15 protein-coding genes, 1 tRNA gene and 1 pseudogene are annotated in these 19,599 nt (G+C 70.6%); 9 read left to right on the top strand and 8 right to left on the bottom strand.

What is annotated here, in order from left to right; genetic code table 11:
• Window positions 1-55: 55 nt before the first annotated feature.
• Window positions 56-430, top strand: a complete 375-nt coding sequence (locus RWH43_RS07315; RefSeq protein ID WP_144833646.1) for a tRNA-dihydrouridine synthase — start codon at window positions 56-58, stop codon at window positions 428-430.
• Window positions 430-1,734 (top strand): glutathionylspermidine synthase family protein, encoded by a 1,305-nt coding sequence (locus RWH43_RS07310; protein ID WP_316001124.1) that lies wholly within the window; start codon window positions 430-432, stop codon window positions 1,732-1,734. The genes RWH43_RS07315 and RWH43_RS07310 overlap by 1 nt, the downstream gene beginning before the upstream one ends.
• A 50-nt stretch (window positions 1,735-1,784) precedes the next feature.
• Here the strand turns inward: RWH43_RS07310 and def are convergent, their stop codons facing one another.
• The gene (gene def, locus RWH43_RS07305) at window positions 1,785-2,351 is read right to left on the bottom strand and encodes a peptide deformylase (RefSeq protein ID WP_251507074.1); all 567 of its coding nucleotides are present in this window, start codon (window positions 2,349-2,351) and stop codon (window positions 1,785-1,787) included.
• Between the two features lie 41 nt (window positions 2,352-2,392).
• Here def and RWH43_RS07300 point away from each other — a divergent pair, with 41 nt between their 5' ends.
• The 4 genes from RWH43_RS07300 (at window position 2,393) to RWH43_RS07285 (ending at window position 5,410) form a co-directional block, all read left to right on the top strand.
• Complete coding sequence (locus RWH43_RS07300) at window positions 2,393-3,358, top strand: DMT family transporter (protein WP_187358406.1); 966 nt, start codon at window positions 2,393-2,395, stop codon at window positions 3,356-3,358.
• 11 nt (window positions 3,359-3,369) lie between these two features.
• Window positions 3,370-4,305 carry a methyltransferase family protein gene (locus RWH43_RS07295; RefSeq protein WP_316001123.1) on the top strand — a complete coding sequence of 312 codons (936 nt, stop codon included), beginning with the start codon at window positions 3,370-3,372 and terminating at the stop codon, window positions 4,303-4,305.
• Between the two features lie 55 nt (window positions 4,306-4,360).
• Window positions 4,361-4,434, top strand: a tRNA-Ile gene (locus tag RWH43_RS07290).
• Window positions 4,435-4,543: 109 nt separating this feature from the next.
• Complete coding sequence (locus RWH43_RS07285; protein WP_230704673.1) at window positions 4,544-5,410, top strand: zinc-ribbon domain-containing protein; 867 nt, start codon at window positions 4,544-4,546, stop codon at window positions 5,408-5,410.
• On the opposite strand, the gene RWH43_RS07280 is transcribed toward RWH43_RS07285, so the two are convergent.
• Together RWH43_RS07280 and RWH43_RS07275 are read right to left on the bottom strand one after the other, a co-directional pair.
• The gene (locus tag RWH43_RS07280; RefSeq protein WP_316001122.1) at window positions 5,381-5,782 is read right to left on the bottom strand and encodes a hypothetical protein; all 402 of its coding nucleotides are present in this window, start codon (window positions 5,780-5,782) and stop codon (window positions 5,381-5,383) included. The two genes, RWH43_RS07285 and RWH43_RS07280, sit on opposite strands and share 30 nt — an antisense overlap.
• 363 nt (window positions 5,783-6,145) lie before the next feature.
• Window positions 6,146-7,234 carry a substrate-binding domain-containing protein gene (locus RWH43_RS07275; protein WP_316001121.1) on the bottom strand — a complete coding sequence of 363 codons (1,089 nt, stop codon included), beginning with the start codon at window positions 7,232-7,234 and terminating at the stop codon, window positions 6,146-6,148.
• Window positions 7,235-7,456: 222 nt separating this feature from the next.
• On the opposite strand from RWH43_RS07275, the gene RWH43_RS07270 reads away from it, so the two are divergent.
• Complete coding sequence (locus RWH43_RS07270; RefSeq protein WP_316001120.1) at window positions 7,457-12,847, top strand: fibronectin type III domain-containing protein; 5,391 nt, start codon at window positions 7,457-7,459, stop codon at window positions 12,845-12,847.
• A 94-nt stretch (window positions 12,848-12,941) separates the two neighbouring features.
• Here RWH43_RS07270 and RWH43_RS07265 read toward each other — a convergent pair whose 3' ends face one another.
• The 3 genes from RWH43_RS07265 to RWH43_RS07255 form a co-directional block, all read right to left on the bottom strand.
• A complete protein-coding gene (locus RWH43_RS07265) occupies window positions 12,942-13,760 on the bottom strand; it encodes an SDR family oxidoreductase (RefSeq protein WP_230704670.1) in 819 nt (272 codons plus the stop codon).
• Window positions 13,761-13,945: 185 nt separating this feature from the next.
• Window positions 13,946-14,971 (bottom strand): CNNM domain-containing protein, encoded by a 1,026-nt coding sequence (locus RWH43_RS07260; protein WP_144833629.1) that lies wholly within the window; start codon window positions 14,969-14,971, stop codon window positions 13,946-13,948.
• Complete coding sequence (locus RWH43_RS07255; RefSeq protein WP_316001119.1) at window positions 14,968-16,362, bottom strand: hemolysin family protein; 1,395 nt, start codon at window positions 16,360-16,362, stop codon at window positions 14,968-14,970. The genes RWH43_RS07260 and RWH43_RS07255 overlap by 4 nt, the downstream gene beginning before the upstream one ends.
• Before the next feature lie 290 nt (window positions 16,363-16,652).
• Here RWH43_RS07255 and RWH43_RS07250 point away from each other — a divergent pair, with 290 nt between their 5' ends.
• Window positions 16,653-16,991: a DUF7882 family protein gene (locus RWH43_RS07250; RefSeq protein WP_154096604.1), complete on the top strand. Its 339-nt coding sequence runs from the start codon at window positions 16,653-16,655 to the stop codon at window positions 16,989-16,991.
• Between the two features lie 3 nt (window positions 16,992-16,994).
• Here RWH43_RS07250 and RWH43_RS07245 read toward each other — a convergent pair whose 3' ends face one another.
• Window positions 16,995-18,434 carry a sensor histidine kinase gene (locus tag RWH43_RS07245; protein ID WP_316001118.1) on the bottom strand — a complete coding sequence of 480 codons (1,440 nt, stop codon included), beginning with the start codon at window positions 18,432-18,434 and terminating at the stop codon, window positions 16,995-16,997.
• Window positions 18,431-19,102: a response regulator transcription factor gene (locus tag RWH43_RS07240; protein ID WP_144833623.1), complete on the bottom strand. Its 672-nt coding sequence runs from the start codon at window positions 19,100-19,102 to the stop codon at window positions 18,431-18,433. The genes RWH43_RS07245 and RWH43_RS07240 overlap by 4 nt, the downstream gene beginning before the upstream one ends.
• A gap of 146 nt (window positions 19,103-19,248) precedes the next feature.
• Between RWH43_RS07240 and RWH43_RS07235 the strand changes: the two are divergent.
• Window positions 19,249-19,599 (top strand): annotated as a pseudogene (locus RWH43_RS07235) (hypothetical protein); the annotation flags it as partial.

The raw sequence follows: 19,599 nt of genomic DNA, 5'->3' as shown, positions 1-19,599 counted from the left end.
CGTGTGAGAACATCGGCGATGGCGTGCCGCACCGGCATCCGCGAAGGAGATCTTCATGCACACGGCCGCTCGTCGCCGCGCCTCGCGCACCGTGACCATCGGAGTGGTGGCCGCTCTTGCCGCGAGCCTCACCGGGTGCGGACAGGGCTCCAACGTGTCGGAGGACTACGCGCAGATCTGCCGCGACAACTCCACTGAGAAGCGCCTACCCGACGACGACTGCAACAACCACGGCGGCAGCGCCGGCTGGTACTACTACGCGCTCGGCTCGAGCAACCGGACGGTTCCCGCGGTGGGTCAGACCGCGACGGGTGGTACCGACACCCTGCCTTCCGGCAAGACGGCGGCCCGCGGCATCTCGAGCGAGGGCGCGAGCGTATCGCGCGGCGGCTTCGGCGGCTCGGGCTCCGACGGAAGCCACGGCGGCTGATGCGCCGCATCGAGCTCGACCCGCGCCCCGACTGGCAGCGCACGATAAAGCAGTCCGGCCTCATCTACTCACGCTCCGTGCGCGACGACGGCTCCGCGGTCGAGTACTGGAACGACGGCGCCGCCTACGTCTTCACCCTGCCCGAGGTCGAGCAGCTCGAGCGCGAGACCGAAGAGCTGCACCGCATGAGTCGCGAGGCCGCGCGCTACCTCGCGACGGGAGCCCTCGGACACCTCGGTCTCACCCCGCAGGCGTTCGAGTTCGCCCAGTGGTCGCTCGAACAGGACGAACCCGACGTCTACGCCCGCTTCGACCTCGCCTACACCGGCGACGGCAGCCCCGCGAAGATGCTCGAGTACAACGCCGACACCCCCACCGGACTCATCGAGGCCTCGGTCACGCAGTGGTTCTGGCTGCAGGACCGCCTGCGCACCGGAGCCCTGCCCGCCGACACCGACCAGTGGAACGGCCTGCACGAGGCCCTCGTCGAACGCTGGCGCACCCTGCTGCACCGCTCGCTCAGCGAGGGCGAGGGCGGGCGCCTGTTCGTGGCCCACTCCGACGCCGACATCTACGGCGAAGACTGGGACACCGTCGCCTACATGCGCGACCTCGCCGGCGAGGCCGGGTGGGAGCACACCGGCATCGAGATGAAGGACATCGGCTGGCACCACGGCGCCCGTCAGTTCGTCGGCGTACCCGAGCCGTGGGGCTCCTCGCGCAGCATCCAAGCCCTCCCCGGAGACGAACCGGGCACGCAGTACCCCGTGATCCGCAATCTGTTCAAGCTCTACCCGTGGGAAGACGTCGTCTCGGGCGACGATCGCGTCGTAGGCGATCAGGAGTTCGGCGCCTTGCTCATCGCCGGGCGCGGGCTATTCGGCCGGTGGTACGAGCCCGCGTGGAAGATGTTCCTCTCGAACAAGCTCCTACTCGTCGCCCTCTGGCGGCTCTACCCCGACCACCCGAACCTGCTGCCCGCCTACGCCGACGGTCCGAACGGCCTGGCCGACTTCGTCGTCAAACCCGTCTTCGGACGTGAAGGAGACGGCATCCGCGTCCATCGCGCCGACGGCAGCGTCACCTCGAACGGGCAGGAGTACCGCCGCGAGGGCCTCGGCCGCGAACGCGTGTGGCAGCAGTACCACGAACTGCCCGACTTCCCGGGCGCGAACGGCAGCAACCACCCCGTGCTCGGATCGTGGGTGGTGAACGACGAGAGCTACGGCGTCGGCATCCGCGAATCCGACGGACCCATCACCGACTACTTCTGCCGCTTCGTCCCCAACGTGATCGAGGGCTGACGGGCGCGGTTCCGGATGCCGGCTCCCGGCCGGTCATCGCGCGCGAGCGCTCACGCCTCGATGTCGTCGACGCCCGGGGTCCACGACGCGCCGGGCTTGCCCCACTTGCGCTTCTTGGCGATCTTGGCGACCACCCGGGAATCCTCCTCGTCGAGACGGTCGACGTAGAGGATGCCGTCGAGGTGGTCGAACTCGTGCTGCAGAATGCGCGCACGCCACCCCGACACCTCGACGCGCACGGCGTTGCCGTCGAGATCGGTGCCCGTCATGAGCGCCGCCTCCGAGCGGCGCAGCGGGAAGCGCTCGCCGGGGAACGACAGGCACCCCTCGCTCTCGTCGTCGGGGTCGGGGTAACCGGGCTCGAGCGGGCGGATCCACAGCTCGGGGTTGATCACCACTCCGCGCCAGGGCTGCCCCTCGTCGTCTTCGTACGTGTACGTGAAGATGCGCAGGCCCACCCCCACCTGAGGAGCGGCGAGACCGACGCCGGGAGCGGCGTCCATCGTCTCGAACATGTCGGCGACGAGCTGACGCACCTCATCGGTGATCGCGTCGACGCGGGAAGCGGGAGCGTGCAGCACGGGATCGCCCATGATGCGGATCGGGAGTACGGCCACGTCACCAGCCTATCCAGCGGGCGTGCGGCTATCGTCGGAGGGTGACTCCGCTCGATGCATCTCTCAGCGACGGAATCGACCAACTCGTCGGCGTCTTCCGCGACCCGCGCATCCTCCTGGGAATCCCGCTGGCGCTGCTCGGCGCGGTCTTCATGTCGTTCGGCGCCCAGTACCAGCACCGCGGCGTGCAGAAGGTCGAGCGCCTCTCGGGCGGCAAGACCACCGGCGGCCTGTCGCGCGCGCAGCTCACCTCGTTGCTGACCCGCCCGTCGTGGATGGCGGGAACGGTCATGCTCGGCCTGGCGATCGTGTGCCAGCTGTCCGCCCTGTCGGTCGCGCCGCTGATCCTCGTGCAGCCGCTCGGGGCCATCGCCCTCGTCATCACCACGGTGCTGAACGCCCGCGTCTCGCACCACAAGCCGACCAGGCAGTCGCTCATCGCGATCGCGCTCTGCGTCGGCGGCATCCTCGTCTTCGTCACGATTGCGGCGTTCTTCGCCACCGAGCACGTCGTCACCGAGCGCGAACTGCTGATCATCCTCGGCATCCTGGCCGTGGTCGTCGTGGTGTTCGGCATCTTCTGGGTGCTCGTGCGCCGCCGCGCGCAGGCGCTGTTCTACATCATGGCCGCGGGCGTCATCTACGGCTTCGTTGCCACGCTCGCCAAGGTCGTCATCAGCCGCGCCCAGGCCGGCAACTTCGAGTGGCTCACGCTGCTGTGCCTCGTCGCGCTGCTGGCCGCCGTCGCCGTCGGCGCCTACTTCGTGCAGACCGCCTACTCGGTCGGGCCGCCCGACCTCGTGATCGCCGGCCTCACGGTGATCGACCCGATCGTCGCGGTTCTCATCGGCCTGCTCGTGCTGGGCGAGGCCTCGTCGGCTCCCGCGTGGGCGCTCATCGGCTTCGTCATCGCCGGCGCGATCGCCACGTGGGGCGTCATCCAGCTCACCAAGCACCACCCGCAGATCACCTCCGACGGCAAGCCCGCCACCCCCCGCGTGCACTGACGGGTCGTCACGTGCCCGGGCGTGAGGGTCGTCGCCCCGCAGCCCTCGCGCGCGGGTACTTCGCGCTGCAGGCCGCGGGAGGCGCCGCCTGGTGGGTCGCCGTGTTCACCGTGCCGTTCGTGCGCGAGGCGACTCTGGGCGACCTCGACCCGGTGATCGTGGCCGCCCTCGACATCCCGCTCTTCGTCGTGGCATCCGCCCTCGTCGTCGTGCTGTCCGCCCGCGCCGCGCGGGGGGCCGCCGGCGTGACGACCCTGTGGACGCTGCTGGTGACGATCTCGCTCGCGCTGTACGCGACGGTCACGACCCTGGCCGGGTGGGGCGTGATCATCATGATCGCCGCGAGCGCCGGATCGGTCGGGGCGTTGCTGCTCCTCACCCTCGGGCGCATCCCGACCGAGTGGCTGCTGGTCGGGCCGTTCGCGTTCCGCCGCGCTCCCTCCCGCCGTTCGCCGGTGGTGCACATCGTGACAACCGTCGGGCAGATCGTTGTCTTCTGGGGACTGTTCCTCGTGGTCTTCCCGCTGATCATCACGACGCTCGAGCAGCGCTGGATGCTGGCCCTGCCCGCGCCCGGGGGCGTGAGGGTCGTCGGCGTCGTGCTCGTGGTCGCCGCGAGCGTCGTGGGGCTGTGGTCGGCCGCATCCCTCACGACGAAGGGCGACGGAACGCCCCTGCCTTCGGCCGCCACCAACCGCCTGGTGATCGCGGGACCGTACCTGCTCGTGCGCAACCCCATGGCGGTCGCCGGCATCGCGCAGGGCGTCGGGGTGGGGCTGATGCTCGGCTCGTGGATGGTGGTCGTCTACGCCATCGCCGGCTCGCTCGTGTGGAACTACGCCATCCGCCCGCACGAAGAGGCCGATCTGATCGCGACCTTCGGCGACGACTACCTCGCGTACCAGCGGGCGGTGCGGTGCTGGGTGCCGCGATTCACCACCCGCTGAACGCGTCGCGTCGTTCGATGGCGCCCGACGGATGCCGGTAGGCTCGACGGCGCTGGGGGCGGTGGCCAAGCTGGTCAAGGCAGCGGGCTCATAACCCGACGATCGTGGGTTCAAGTCCCACCCGCCCTACCGACGCCCTCCCTCAGGTCCTCCTGAGCGGAGGGCTCTCCCTTTCCCGCCGGGCTTCGCGTCGGCGGGCTGCGGCCGGATGTCGGAGGTCGTCGCTACCTTCATCCGCGTGGCGGAACGAGTGCAGGCCTGGTGGGCGCGACGGCAGTGGTCGAAGGGGGTCGACGTGCCCTACGCGGTGGGGTCGTACCGCGAGTCGTGGGCGGCGTTCCCCGCGCTGATGCGGCAGTACCACCCCGACCTCAACGCCGGCATCGCGCTCAGCCAGGTGCCGCCCGCCGCCGACGTGCTGTTGCTGTGGCAGTGCGACGCGGGGCACCGGTTCGCCGCGACCCCCAGCGAGCAGCGCCTGCGGCCCGGCCTCGAGCGGCGGCGCAGCGCGTGGTGCCCCGAGTGCAGCGAGCAGGCGAATCCGACGCGCACCGCGGCGCTGCCCATGCGCGACTCCGTCACTGCGCCCGCCGTCACCGCGAACGCCGTGTTGCGCCCGCGCCGTGCCCGGCAGGCACCGCCCGTGTGCGACAAGACGCCGTCCCTTCCCGTCGGCGAGGCCTTCGTCTCCCCGTGTGCGCCGAAGCCCGCGTCGGCCGTCGAAGACCGACTCCGCGCCGACCTGTACGAGCGGCTCGCCCTCACCCCGGGTCTCAACGCCGTGCGGGTGGCGCGACCGTTCTTCCAGCACCTCGAGGTGTGGCCCGACCTGGTGTTCCCCGAGCTGCGCATCGCGGTCGAATACGACTCGATCGGCCGGCACGGCCTCGAACACGTCGGAAAGCGCGAGCAGGCCGACCGCCGCAAAGACCGAGCCCTGCGATCCGCGGGGTGGGAGGTCGTGCGGTTGCGCACCGGCAAGCTCGAACCGCTCGGCCCCCACGACCTGCAGCTCGCGACCTGGAACCGCGGGGCGCTCGATCGGCTGGTCGAGGCGTTCCGCGGCATCCGGGGATCACTCCTCGTCGACGCCTACGTGCGATGACGTGCGGTGACGGCCGGAGCCGCGATCCCACTCCAGCGAGCGGAACTGCAGGTAGGTGCAGAGGCGAGCGGCGTCGAGCACCACCGAGGCCAGCCCGCCGAGCTCGAGCGCGCTCATGGTCACGTCGTAGTCGCGCGAGGGGATCGTCAGCTCCCACAGCGGATCGTCGAAGCCGCGCGGCTGCATGTAGACCGACAGGCCCGAGCCCTTCGGCCGCATGATCACGAGGCCGGTGTCGGTGTCGTCTTCCGCGTCCTGTGGAGCGACGTCGATGCGGGCACCGTTGAGCGTCGACGTCTGCAGGTAGTCGTCGACCCACGACCGGAGGAGTTCCCGGCTGCGCCGCGGGGGGAAGCCGGCATCTGTGTTCACCGGCCCCTCATCGCATTCTTGTCGGCTGCGGCCGGGGGCGTCGGTTCGACGTCGTGAGGGAACAGGGCGCTCCCGTGCGCCGGGGCGGTCGCGGGACGCAGACTGCACGGATCGCGCCCGGAGGGTCCCTGCGACCGGGGGAGCGGGTGCCCTCCCGGCCCCGCTTCGGGTCCGGGGCCAGGAGGGGCGGACGGATCGTCGTCCGCATCGCCAGGTTAGGGGCCGGATCGGCCGTCTTGAGCGACCGGGGCGAATCTTCGGCTCACCTTGCGGGGGCCGACGCCCGGTCGGCCGGGGAGCGCAGGCCGTTGCGGAGATCTTGAGGGTCCTGTGCGCGCCGCGTCCCGAGCGATTCCCCTCCGATCAGGTCGATTCGCGCGTGTGCAGCACCGGCAGCACGTACGTGCGCTGCACCGGCCGGCTCGCCCCCTCGGTCAAGCGCCCGACAATCGTCTCGACCGCCAGACGCCCGACGTGCTGCTTCGAGGGTCGCAGGGCCGTGATCGGCGGTTCGGCGCTCTCGGCGACCTCGTCGTCGTAGGCGAGGATCGCGAGGTCCCCCGGAACGTGCCAGCCGTGATCGCGCGCGTACTGCTGCACGAGCACCGCCTGCGGGTCGGAGTGCACGAGCAGCGCCGTGGTCCCGGTCGCGCGGCACTGCGCGAGCAGGTCGGCCACGACCTCCTCGCGGGCGGTGCCGTCGAGCGCGTCGAGCGAGGCGTCGACGTCGACCGGGCACTCGAGTCCGAGTTCGGCGATCGAGCGCTCCCACCCGCGCCGCAGCTGCGACGAGGTGGGCGATCCCGCCGAGGTGAGGATTCCGACGCGGGTGTGTCCCCGCGTCGCGAGGTGGTCGGCCGCGAGCGACCCGCCGAAGACGTGATCGGTCGTGACCCATTCGAGCTTGGTGAGGGCGAGGGCGGATGCCGCTCGGCGTTCGGCGAGCACGACGGGAAGCGGAAGCGACTCGAGCCAGTGCAGGAACGCCCTCCCGTCGGCGCCGGTGGTCTCGGGCGCGACGATGAGGCCGTGGAGGCTCCCCGAGTCGACGAGCGAGGCGATCTGCCGTCGCTGGTCGGCGACCGAGTAGCTCGCGCCGCGGAGCACGAGCTGCACGCCGAGCTCTGTGGCGGCGGCGCGGGCACCGACGATGATGTGCGGCCAGTAGTAGGTGAGCGAGGGGGTGACCATGCCGACCCGGAAGCGGATGGGCGCCGACGTCCGCGCGTCGACGGGAACGCTGGTGTCGAGCCGGCTCCGCAGCGTCGCCCCGCCGTGCACGCGCGTCAGGAGCCCGCGGTCGGCGAGGTGGCCGATGTCGCGTCGGATCGTCAGCTCGGCGACGCCGAGGTCGCGGGCGAGGTCGGCGACCCGAACTGATCCGGTGCGCCGCAGCTCGTCGAGGATGCGTTCGCGGCGCGACAGCCCGAAGGGCGGAGAACCTGCGCTCATGATCGGACAGCGTAGGGCGATGTACGTATCGATTCAAGAATGATCGATCGTGTTCGTTTCGCTTCCGTTCGACGCCGAGGGTGACCGACGATGTGGGCGGGCACACGGGCGTGCCCCCGCGGCGATCGGAACGGACCGACGCCGCGCCCCCGTCGAAGGAGACTCCCCATGGTCACGGCACCGATCCCCCCGGTTCGACCTCATCCCCGTCGTACAGGCCGCGTGGCGGCGGCGGCGCTCGTCACGGCGACGATGGTCGGCGCGCTTCTCGTTCCGACCGCGGCGCAGGCGGCGGGGGCCGATCCGGTCACCGTGACGGTGCGCGGCACCGACGTGGCCGCGGCCGCGAAGAACGTCAACGGCCTGACCTTCAAGGGCTTCGGCGTGCTCAGCGCGAACTCCACGAGCGCCCTGCTGCTGGACTACAAGTCGCAGCATCCCGAGAAGTACTGGGAGCTCATCGAGACGCTGTTCGGCGGGGACTTCCCGATCATGAACACGGTCAAGATCGAGATGGGCAACGACCGCAACACCTCGACCGGGCCGAACGCCTCGACGATGCGTTCGCGCGACGAGTACCCCAACGTGCTCCGCGAGCCCGGATTCCAGCTCGCCGCGGATGCCAAGACCGTCGCGCACGGCCCGGTGCACGTCAGCATCCTCCGCTGGAACCGCCCGACGTGGGTGACGAACCACCAGGACCAGTACGTCTGGTTCAAGAACACCACCCTGGCCGCGTACCGGCAGTTCGGCTACATGATCGACTCGATCAACCCCGATGCGAACGAGACCTCCAACCCCGACCTGCAGCTGTACAAGGACTTCTCCGGGTGGCTGCGCAACGACACCAAGGGCTACGAGGGCGCCACCGCTGGTGACCCGAACAACGGCTTCGCCTCGGCGACCGAGCGCGACCTCTACACCTCGATCCGCACGATCGCCGGCGACACCGTCGGCACTCCGCCGGTCGCCCTGGGCGACGGGATGACCGGCAGCGACTCTTCTCTGCGTGACGCCGTCGACATCGTCGGGTTCCACTACAGCAGCGCCGACGATCGCAACGGCAACATGAAGAAGATCGCCGAGCAGCTCGACCGCGAGGTGTGGAACTCCGAGGGCCAGTCGACGTTCTCGAACTCCGCCGACCGCCCGAACAACACCAACAGCAACGAGCAGGGCGGGGTGGGCACCTCGATGGGCGGCCCCGGCAGCGCGCTCGAGATGGGCAACTGGGTCACCACGGGCTTCTCGGCGTCGCGCCGCACACTCAACATCTTCCAACCCGCGATCGGGTCGTTCTACGACGGCTTCCAGTACTCCTCGAAAGAGCTCGTGAACGCGCGCGAGCCGTGGTCGGGCTGGATCTCGTACGACGGTGGACTCGCGGTGCTCGAGCAGTTCACGCAGTTCGCGAAGCTCGGGTGGGAGAACTCCGACAACACCGCTGGCATCTGGCGGGCGATCCCGCAGGCCTCGGGCAGCGAGCTCGGCACGGGCAACCCGCCCAGCGGCGCCCGGGCGGGTGGGGCGTCGTACACGACCCTCGCCGCCCCCGACGGTGCGGACTTCTCCACCGTCATCGTGAACGACAGCTCGTTCACCAAGACCTACCGCGTCGCCGTCGACGGGATGCCGCTGGGTGACGACGAGACGCTCGAGGTGTGGGAGACGCGCGCGGCCGACGCGGGGCAGGCGGCGGATGCCAACTACGTCCGTCCCCTCGCCGAGATGGCGCCCGCCGCCGACGGAAGCTACACGGTCACCGTGAAGCCGTGGTCGACGGTGACGGCCACCACGCTCGATCACGCGCAGACGCGTGCCGGGGTGGTCTCGCCGCGAGAGGGCTTTGGACGCACCGCCCCCGCGACGACGGAGTACACCGCACCCGACGGCGGCCGCGACGTGCTCGACACCGATTCCACCGGCGACGTCAACGGCGTGACCGACGACGGCTACCTGTACGCCGACGACTTCGATTACCGCGGCACAGGCGACATCCAGGGCTACGACCCCGACACGCGCACCCTCGTCGACAGCGGCGAGGGCTATCTCTCCAGCAGGGGAGCGGCCGACAAGCCGTCTGGCACCCCGAGCGTGCAGGCCGAGGATCAGGGCGCGACCCCGCGCTACACCAACGACACGAACGGCGCGTTCGAATCGGTCGCGACTTCCGACGCCGCGCACGGGCGCGTGCTGCGCCAGCAGATCGGTTCGGGCATGGCCGGCGGCGCCTGGAACGGCGGCGACCCAAAGACGACCATCGGCGACGCCCGCTGGGCGAACTACGTGGTCGGCGCCGACGTGATGTTCGAGGCCGACGGGGCGCAGTACGCCACCATCGGCGCGCGCGAGCAGGGCGGCACCGCGAACGGTCAGGCCGTCTCGGCCGCCGAACTGCGCGTCGAGCCCACCGGGGCGTGGTCTCTCCAGCGCTACGGCACGGTGCTCTCCACCGGCAACGCCTTGACGACGGCGGGTGTCGACTTCCGCACCGGCGCCGGCGTGTGGAACCGCATCGCCGTGAAGGTCGCGGGCGATGTGTACACCGCGCAGATCAACGGGGTCGACGTGGCTTCGTATACGGATGCCGCGCCCCAGGCGACCGGACGCATCCAGCTCGGGTCGAGCTTCACCTTCGTGCGCTTCGACAACCTCACCGTCGAGACGGTGCCCGGCTACACGCCGTATTACACCCAGATCATCGACGGCATGCACCAGACCAGCTGGAGCGACACCTCGGCATCCGTCCTGCGCTTCGACGACGGGTGGAGCCACGTCAACGGCCAGGGCATGTTCGAGTGGCAGCGCACCGCCTCGAAGAGCACCCGGCAGGGCGCCACGATGGCCTACACGTTCGAGGGAACCGGGCTCGACATCATCGGCACCAACTCGGGTGCTCCGACCCTCGACGTGATCGTCGACGGCGAGCAGCTCGTGGCCGCGGCGCCGACGCTGGCCGCGGGCAGCGAACGCACCGCGTACATGCTGCGGGGGCTGCGCAACGGCACCCACACGGTCGAGGTGCGCACCGCCACTGCCGACGCGCTGAACGTCGACGCGGTGGGAGTCGTCACGGCCAACGCCGACGCGAGCACGGTCGACACCACGGCCCTGGCGGCTCGCGTGGACACGGCATCCGCCCTCGACGAAGCCGAGTACAGCGTCGACTCGTGGGCGCGGCTGCGGTCGACGCGCGACGCCGCGCGCGACGCGGTCGCCGATCCGGGCGCGTACGGGCTCGACGCCGAGGGCGCCCGCGCTCTGGGGGCGCGTCTGGCGGCAGCCGTCGATCAGCTCACCCCGCGCGACGTCAGCGACGACGTGAAAGACGTCGGAACCGTCTCGATGACCCTCCCGGGTCGGACCCTCCCCGCGACGGTCTCGCTCGAAGGCGCGGATGCCGCTGTCACCTGGACCGCGGGTTCGGTGACCGCGGCGGGCTCCGCTGCCGAGCTGAGCTCGTTCACGGCGACAGGACGCACCACCGAGAAGACCGCGGCGGGCGTGTACCAGCGCCTCACGGCGACGGTGCTGACCCTCCCGGCCGATCTGACGTACTTCATCGATTCCGGTTCGTCGGGTGCGACCGCCGGCTCGGCGTTCGCCACCGCGAAGGCGGCGTTCCCCGACCTGCGCAACGACAGCGCCGACCAGAAGTGGGACGGCAGCAGCACGGCCGCGACCTGGGGCTACGCGACCTCCGCGACGACCGTCGCGGCCGGTTCACCCACCGATTGGAGCACCTCGTACGTCGGCGCCGACTTCACCAAGCCGATCGTCTACAGCCTCACCCTGCCCGCCGGCTCGTACAACATCGTCGCCGTGCAGGCTCCGCGGACCGGTCTGACGACCAACGTCTACAGCAAGGTGCGGGCACCCGGGGCCGCCGAGACCACGCAGTCCGCGGTCTCGAACGGCTCCGCGACCCCGGTCGCGCAGCGGGTGAACGTGTCGGCCGACGGAGTGGTGCGTCTGGAGTTCGGCACCACGGGTACCTCGGGCTACAACGCCCGTCTCGCCCTCGTCTACGTGCAGGCGCTTCCCCGCGATCTGGGCGTGGTCGGCACGCTGAAGGCCGACGACGAGCTGCCCGCGACGGTCTCGGTCGACGGCGTCGACACGGCCGTGACCTGGGACGCCGACTCGGCCGCCCAGAAGCGCACCGAGCTGCGCAAGCTCGTGCTCACCGGTCGCTTCACCGAGGGCGGTCAGAAGGTCGTCGCCGCCTACGAGGTGATCCCCGCGGGGCTCGTGTACTACATCGACTCCGGAACCGGCTCGACCCCCTCGCCGCAGTTCACCGCGGTCCAGAAGGCCGTACCGACGCTGCGCAACGACAAGGTCGATCAGGTCTCGACCTCCGCCGATCAGTGGGGATACGTCGCCGACGGCATGAAGGTGAAGGGCTCGACCGACATCACCGACAAGTTCTCGACCGGCCTCTATCAGGACACCACGCGGCTCACTTACCGTCTGCCGCTGCCCGCGGGGCAGTACACGCTGACCGGCGGGTTCACCGAGTGGTGGGGTCTGAACCGCACGATGAACCACACCGTGTCGGTGGGCGGAACCGAGCTCGCCAAGGGCAACGTGCCGCTGATCGGGGTGAGCGGACCGCTCACGAGCGACCTCACCTTCACCCTCACCGAGGCGGCGACCGTCGACTACGTCATCACCAACGAGGGCGCGGGCAGCGAGAAGCCCGTCATCTCATGGCTCGCCGTGAAGGACACGACCCGGGCGACGGCGCCGCAGAACGTCTCCGCGGCCGCGGCATCCGACACGTCGATCACCGTCTCGTGGGAGGCCCCGGCACAGACGGGTGCCGAGCTGTCGGGCTACCGGGTCTACGAGGCCGGCGGCACCGAGCCCGTGTGCGAGGTCGCCGAGACCACCTGCACGCTGTCCGACCTCGCGCCGGGGTCGACCCACGCCTTCGAGGTGGCGGCCGCCAACGCCGTCGGCGAGGGCGACCGCTCGGCCGCGACGCCGACGATCATCCTGCCCGAGGTCCCCTCGAACGACGGGGCCACCGCCGCCCCCGGCACGGGCGTGCTCTCGTCGAACGACGGCTGGGACACGGGTCTGAAAGACGGCACGTTCCAGCTGACGATGAACCTGTGGTGGGGCTCGAACGGCTCGCTGTTCAGGCTGTACCGCGACGGCGAGCTCGTCGCGACCATGCCCCTGTCGATGGCGACGCCCAACGCGCAGAAGAGCGTCGTCGAGATCGCCGGGCTCGGCAACGGCACCTACCACTTCACGGGTGAGCTGGTGAACTCGAAGGGGACGACGGCGACCAAGCCGCTCACGGTGAAGGTGACGGATGCCGCTCCGGGCAAGCCCGTGCTCTCGTCCGACAACAGCGACCGCGACGGGGCGTACTCCCTGACGGCGAACCTGTGGTGGGGCACGAACGCCACCTCGTACCGCCTGCTCGAGAACGACGTCGAGATCGCGTCGGGGGCGCTCGCCGCGGCGACGCCCGCCGCGCAGAAGGTGGTCGTGCCCGTCTCCGGCCGCGCGATCGGCACGTACACGTACACGGTCGAGTTCGTGAACGCCGGGGGAGCGACCACGAGCGCTCCGCTGAAGGTGGTCGTCGCGAAGTAGCGCGACGCGAGATCGCCCCGCGGGTGCCTGCTGAGGCTCCCGCGGGGCGATCTGCGCGGACAGGGGTGCGTCCTGTGACGCCCTAGACGCAGGGTTACGAGCCGTGCGCCTCCTCCGACACCGGCTGCCACTCGCGCCACGTCTTCAGGCGCGACTCGTAGTCGCGCTCGGCGATGCCGAGGGGCGCCTTGCCGAAGAAGATGCGCAGCGGCGGGTTCTCGGCATCCACCACCTTCAGAATGGCGGCACGCGTGGCCTCGGGCTTTCCGGGATCGGCGGCCGACGGACGCTTCGCCGCCTGCTCGCGCACCGCCGCGTACGCCTCGATCTCGTCGCTGCGCTTAGCCGACGGACCCGACCAGTCGGTGGAGTATCCGCCGGGCTCGATCAGGGTGACGTGGATGCCGAAGTCGGCGACCTCCTGCGAGAGCGACTGCGACAGTCCCTCGAGGGCCCACTTCGACGCGTGGTACGCGCCGACGGTCGGGAACGCGCTGATCCCGCCGATGCTCGACACCTGGATGATGTGGCCCGAGCCCTGCGCGCGCATGATCGGCAGAGCGGCCTGGGTGACCCACAGGGCGCCGAAGAAGTTCGTCTCGAGCTGCGCGCGCACCTCGTCTTCGGTGAGCTCCTCGACCATGCCGAAGTGGCCGAACCCGGCGTTGTTGACGACCACGTCGAGCGCGCCGAACTTCTCGTGCGCCTTCCGGATCGCGTCGATGTCGGCCGCGCGGTCGGTGACGTCGAGCTGCAGCGCGAGGAACGCGTCGGGGTAGGCGTCGACGAGCTCCTGCACGTCGTCGAGGTTGCGGGCCGTTCCCGCGACGTTGTCGCCGCGCTCCAGGGCCGCCTCGGCCCATTCGCGGCCGAAGCCCTTGGATGCGCCGGTGATGAACCAGGTCTTGCTCATGAGTGTCCTCCGAAGAGATGAGGGGGGTGAACGCGAGCGACGCTACGCCGCGTTCTTCAGCCCTCGTGACGGCTTGACACCCCGCCGCGGGCGGTCGCGCTCCCGCTCTCGACGGCTCGGGGCGGAATCCTCACCTCGGGGCGTGAAAATCACGCCCCGAACGGAGGATTCCGCCCCAAAACCTCTTATTGAGCGGCCACCGCCGCGACCTCGCCCGGCCCGGGCAGGATCTCGCGCAGCAGGTCGTCGACCGTCACCACACCGAGCAGGCGCTCATCGTCGACGACCGTGGCCAGCTGCACGCGACCGCGGCGCATGCGCGCGAGGGCGTCGTACGCGGATGCCGTGGGTTCGAGCACCAGCGGTTCGCGGGCGATCTCGAGGGCCGGGGTCGACGGGTCGACGGCCAGGGTGTCGCGCACGTGCGCGACGCGCGAGCTCGCGCCCGCCCCGACCAGGATGCGCAGGTGCGTCGACGAGGCGGCGACGGCCTGGATGTCGGCCGCCGTGGCATCCGCCGAGACGGCCGTGGGGGAGCGGTCGGTGCGCACGATGTCGCCGACGGTGAGCGTGCCCAGGGCGATCGCCTGCGCGATCGGCTCGGAGTACTGCTTCTCGAGCGTTCCGGCCTGTCGCGAGTGCGCGACGAGCTCGCGGATCGTGTCGGCGTCTTGTCCACCGGCGGCGGCCTTGTCGACCGGCTCGACACCCGAGGCCTTCACGAGCCGGTTCGCGATGTGGTTGATCCACAGCAGGAACGGGCGCAGCGGCCAGGTGAGGGCACGGGCCAGGATGCCGGTGGCCTTCGCCGCCGTCTCGGGGTGGGCGATCGCCCACGACTTCGGCGCCATCTCGCCGATGACGAGGTGAAGGAAGGTGACCACGATCAGCGCGAGCATGAACGCGATGATGTCGGCCAGCACGTAGGGCAGGCCCCACGCCTCGAACACGGGCGCGAGTGCGTAGTCGATGGCCGGCTTGGTGATGGCACCGAGCAGGAAGGTACAGGCCGTGATGCCGAGCTGCGCGAACGCGAGCATGACGGTCAGCTCGTTCACTCCGCGCAGGGCGGCGCGGGCCGAGGCGCTGGTCGCGGCTTCCTCTTCGAGGCGGTGGCGACGGGCGGCGAGCAGGGCGAACTCGACGATGACGAAGAAGGCGCTCGCGATGATGAGCGCGGTGGTGATGAGGGCCACGGTCCAACCGTTCATCGGGTCACCTCCTCATCGCGGGTCGGCTCTTCGACCGCGTCACGATCCACCTCGTGCAGCTGCACCCGCAGTTGCGAGGGCACGTGCCGGTCGACGGCGACCACCTCGACGGCGAGCCAGCGGTCGATGTCGAGGCCCTGGATGGTCTCGCCGGCCCGCTCGGGCAGGTCGATGCGCACGACGCGGCCCACGGCGGGGAGATCGCCGTGCGCGTCGATCACGAGCCCGGCCACGGTCTCGATGTCGCTCTCGGCGAGGTCGTGCCCGATGAGGCGCTCGAGCTCGTCGAGGTGCAGGTCGCCCGGAACGCTCCAGGCGTCGTCGCCGACGGACGAGACCTCGCTCACCTCGGCGTCGTGCTCGTCGGAGAGCTCGCCGATGACCTCCTCGGTCAGGTCTTCGATGGTCAGAATGCCGTCGAAGTTGCCGTACTCGTCGACCACGCACGCGAGTTCGTTGCGCGAGCGTCGCATGCGGTCGAGGGCCACCGGCAGCTGCATCGAGGTGGGGATGACGACGGCGGTGCGCATGACGGATGCCACGGGGGCGTCGTCGGCGGGCTGCTCACGCAGCAGGTCGATGAGCTCGACCACGCCGACGGGGGAGTCCTCGTCGCCGATCACGGGGTAGCGGGTGTGGCCGGTGGCCATCAGCGCGCGCACCTCGCCGACGGTCGTGTCGGGGGTGACCGAGTCGACCTGGGAGCGCGGCACCATGGCGTGCTCGACGTCGCGCTGGGGGAAGTCGAGGATGCGGTCGATGATCATCGACAGGTCGTCGGGCAGGTCGCCGCTCTGGCGCGACTCCTCGATGATCGCCTCGAGGTCGCGCGCGGTGGCGCTCTCGTCGACGTCTTCGAGCGGCTCGATGCGCAGCAGGCGCAGCAGCGCGTTGGCCGCCAGATCGAACACCGTGATCAACCAGCCGAACATCAGCAGGTAGATGCGGGTGGGCACCGCAAGGGCCCGGGCCAGGGGCTCGGGGTTCGCGATGGCGAGGTTCTTGGGGTACAGCTCGCCGAAGATCATCGTCACCACCGTCGCCAGTAGCAGCGCACCGACGGTGCCGATGAGCACCGAGACGGTCGGGTCGACGCCCACCCCGCCCAGCAGCGTGCCGATCGACTGACCGATGAGGGGTTCGGCGACGTATCCGATCAACAGGCCGGTAACGGTGATTCCCAATTGGGCGCCCGAGAGCATGAACGACGTGCGCTTGGTGATCGCCAGAACGCGCTTCGCCTGCGCGTCGCCCTTTTCCGCTCTCGCGGTCAGACGCGAGCGGTCGACGGACATGTAGGCGAATTCCTGCGCGACGAAGAATCCGCAGGCGACGATGATCGCCAAGGTCACGATGATCCCCAACAGAAGCGTCAGGGCCGCAGCCAGCATCAGATCTCACCCCCTCTCCGGAAGAGGGGGCTCGAAGATCGGCCCTCCTGGTCGGTGGAGGTGCGGTGAGGGCTCACGGGGTTGTCTCTCTCGTGGGTCGGTGATCGCTGATCTCTTCGACTTTATCGAGCGACGCGAAGCCGATTCTGAGGATTCACCTCGATGATGGAGAAAGGGATACACCGTAAGTCCAGATTGGTGCCACAATGATGAGGCCCCCATTGCTGCGCTTCCCGGCGCGGTCCCCCCGCAACACAGGTGCGATTCGTCGCGCCGGAAAAGGACCAGTAATGGGACGCCTCATCTACCGCGACCGTGCCGCGTTCGACATCGACGACCGCATCCTCGCCCACCTCCGCATCGTCGTGATGAACAAGCTGCGACGCAACGAGGGATTCATGCTCCAGCTGCCCGTCAATGAGGGCGTGCGGCAGGCGAGTCTGTGGATCCACGCCTCGAACGCCCTCGTTATGCAGTTCTACGGCGGTCGCGAGCCCGTGATCGATCGCGCTCTCGTCGACCAGATGATGCACGACGCCAGCGGCGCCGACGGCCTCACGCTCACCGCGGCGGGCATCGCCCCGCAGACCGCACCCGTGCGTCAGCCCGTGGGTCGAACGGCGCACTGACGCTCAGGCGAGCGGGAGCACGACCTCGAATCGGGCTCCCGTCGCCGCCGGTACGCATCTGACGTCGCCGCCGTGTGCGCGGGCGATTCCGCGCGCGATCGGCAGCCCGAGTCCGACTCCGGCCGCCGACGTGCGCGAGGAGTCGAGCCGCACCATGCGGTCGAAGATGCGATCGCGCTGATCCGCGGGCACCCCGGGTCCGTCGTCGCTCACGGCGACCTCGGCGACGTGATCCCGGATGCCGAGCTCCAGCGTCAGCGCACCGGTGCCGCCCGTCGCCCGTGCGGCGTTCTCGACGAGGTTCGACAGCACCTGCGTGAGGCGGTCCACGTCGACATGGGCGGGGACAGCGGCATCCGGGATCCGCAGGTCCACCCGCAGCGAGGGATGCACGAGGGGGATCCGTTCGGCTTCGGTGCGCACGACCTGACGAAGGTCGACGTCGACCCGTTCGAGTTCGAGCCCGCGGTCGACGCGGGCCATCGTGAGCAGGTCGTCGACCAGGCGCGACGCGCGCGCGGCCTCGCGCGCCACCTGCGTCGCGAGCACCTCGCGCTCGGGCCCGTCGAGGTCGGCGCGAACGAGCGTGTCGGCCGCGGCCCGGATGCCGGCGACCGGCGTGCGCAGCTCGTGCGCCGCGTCGGAGAGGAAGGCGCGCAGCCGCGCCTCGGCCTCGCGTGCGGTCTGCTCGGCACCCACGACGTCGTCGAGCATGTCGTCGAGCGCGGTCGCCACGCGCCCGATCTCGGTCTCGGGGCGCGTCGGCCGCAGACGCCGCTCGCGCTCTCCCGCCCCGATCGCCCGCGCGACGTCGGACACCCGGTCGAGAGGTCGCAGACTCCGGCGCACCACGATCGTGACGGCGCCCGCGGCGATCACGAGCACGCCCACCGAGGCGATCGCGAGGATCCAGCGCACCTGCGCGAGCGTGTCGCCGACGCCGACCGCCGACGCCGTGAGCGTGAGGGTCGAGCCGTCGCTCAAGGTCGACTGCAGCGTCACCAACTGGTCGTCGCCCGAGAGGGCGGAGGCGGTGACGGTCACGTCGCTCGAGGCGCTCGGCTGCGGCTGCGACCGCTCGCCGGGACTCCCGCCGGGGCCGCCGCCCGGGCCCGGAGGACCGTCGCGCAACTGCTCGGGGCTCGGTCCCGCCACGACCGAGTCTCCGCCGGCGCTGTCGATACGCACCGCGAGTCCTTGGTCCGACAACCGCTCGGCGAGGTCGGTGTCGTCGACGACCCCCACGAGAGAAGCGGCCGCGGCAGCCCGGTCGCGCAAACGGTCTTCGATCTGGCCGCGCAGGCGCGCCCCGAGGGCCACGTCGACGACCACCGCGAGCACGACCAGCAGCACCGCGACCAGCGCGAGCACCGCGACGATCGTGCGGCGCCGCAGCGATCCGGTGCGCAGGGGAGAGCCCTCGCGGCCGACGGCGGCGCTCACGCGGCACTCAGTCGGTAGCCGAGGCCGCGAACGGTGTGGATCAGGCGCGGACCGTGCTGCTCCATCTTGCGACGCAGAGCGCTCAGGTGCACCTCGACCAGATTGGGGTCGTAGTCGTCGAATCCCCACACCTGCGTGAGGATCTGCGCCTTCGACAGCGTGCGACCGCGACTGTCGGCGAACAGGTGCAGCAGGCGGAACTCCGTCGCCGTCAGATCGAGCAACGATCCCGCTCGATGGGCCGTCGCGGCATCCGGATCCACGACGAGATCGCCCACCGCGATCGTCTGGGGCAGCCGCCCGCGACGGCGCAGCACCGCCCCCGTCCGCGCGACCAGCTCGGCCATGGTGAACGGCTTGACGACGTAGTCGTCCACTCCCTCGGCGAATCCGCGCAGGCGGTCGTCGACCTCGTCGCGCGCCGTCAGCATGATGACGGCGGTATCACCCGCGGTGTGGATGACGGGCAGCAACCGGATGCCGCTGGGCCCCGGCATCATCCAGTCGAGCACCACGAGGTCGGGGCGAAAGGCGGCCAACCGCTCCGAGAGATCGAGGCCGTCGGGCGCGGCGTCGACGACGTAGCCGTCGGCGCGGAGGGCGACCGTGACGGCGGTGCGGATCGTCTCGTCGTCGTCGAGGACGAGCACGCGGGCAGGAGCGGACATCCGCCCGACGCTACGGCCCGGCGCTGAACGGGCGTTATGGCTTGCGTATGCGATGCCCCGACCCTCACCGACTTCAGGTTCGCTTCAGTCCCGCCGCGAAATGTGGAACTCGAGCCGGTGAACGCCACCGGCGGAGAGCGAGAACCATGAACGACGACAACCCCACCCAGCCGTTGCCGCGGTTCGACGAGGCCCCCGAGCCCCGCCGCCGCTCGTGGCGTCGCCCCGCGCTGATCGCGGGCGCGGTCATCGTCGCCGCGGGTCTGACGGGCGGTTCAGCCGCCCTCGCCGCGCAGACGAACACGCCGCTGACGCTGGCGACCTCGGCACCGAGCGCCGACGGCGGATCCACCGGACCCGGCGCTGCGACCCCGGGCACGGGCGCCGCCACGCCCGGCTCGAGCGCCACCCCCGGCGCCACGCCCAGCGACGCGCCCACCGGAGCCCCCGCCGACGGCACGGCCCCGGCCGCCCCGACCGCCCCCGCCGACGGGTCC

It is taken from the genome of Microbacterium algihabitans, assembly GCF_032464975.1.
Classification (GTDB): Bacteria; Actinomycetota; Actinomycetes; order Actinomycetales; family Microbacteriaceae; genus Microbacterium; species Microbacterium algihabitans.
This window is presented reverse-complemented; position numbering and strand designations above follow the sequence as displayed.

Coding starts and splice junctions, on each gene's coding strand:
- RWH43_RS07310 (WP_316001124.1), top strand. CDS start 430: ATGCGCCGCATCGAGCTCGACCCGCGCCCCGACTGGCAGCGCACGATA.
- RWH43_RS07240 (WP_144833623.1), bottom strand. CDS start 19,102: ATGTCCGCTCCTGCCCGCGTGCTCGTCCTCGACGACGACGAGACGATC.
- RWH43_RS07260 (WP_144833629.1), bottom strand. CDS start 14,971: ATGAACGGTTGGACCGTGGCCCTCATCACCACCGCGCTCATCATCGCG.
- RWH43_RS07255 (WP_316001119.1), bottom strand. CDS start 16,362: ATGCTGGCTGCGGCCCTGACGCTTCTGTTGGGGATCATCGTGACCTTG.
- RWH43_RS07265 (WP_230704670.1), bottom strand. CDS start 13,760: ATGAGCAAGACCTGGTTCATCACCGGCGCATCCAAGGGCTTCGGCCGC.
- RWH43_RS07275 (WP_316001121.1), bottom strand. CDS start 7,234: ATGAGCGCAGGTTCTCCGCCCTTCGGGCTGTCGCGCCGCGAACGCATC.
- RWH43_RS07315 (WP_144833646.1), top strand. CDS start 56: ATGCACACGGCCGCTCGTCGCCGCGCCTCGCGCACCGTGACCATCGGA.
- RWH43_RS07250 (WP_154096604.1), top strand. CDS start 16,653: ATGGGACGCCTCATCTACCGCGACCGTGCCGCGTTCGACATCGACGAC.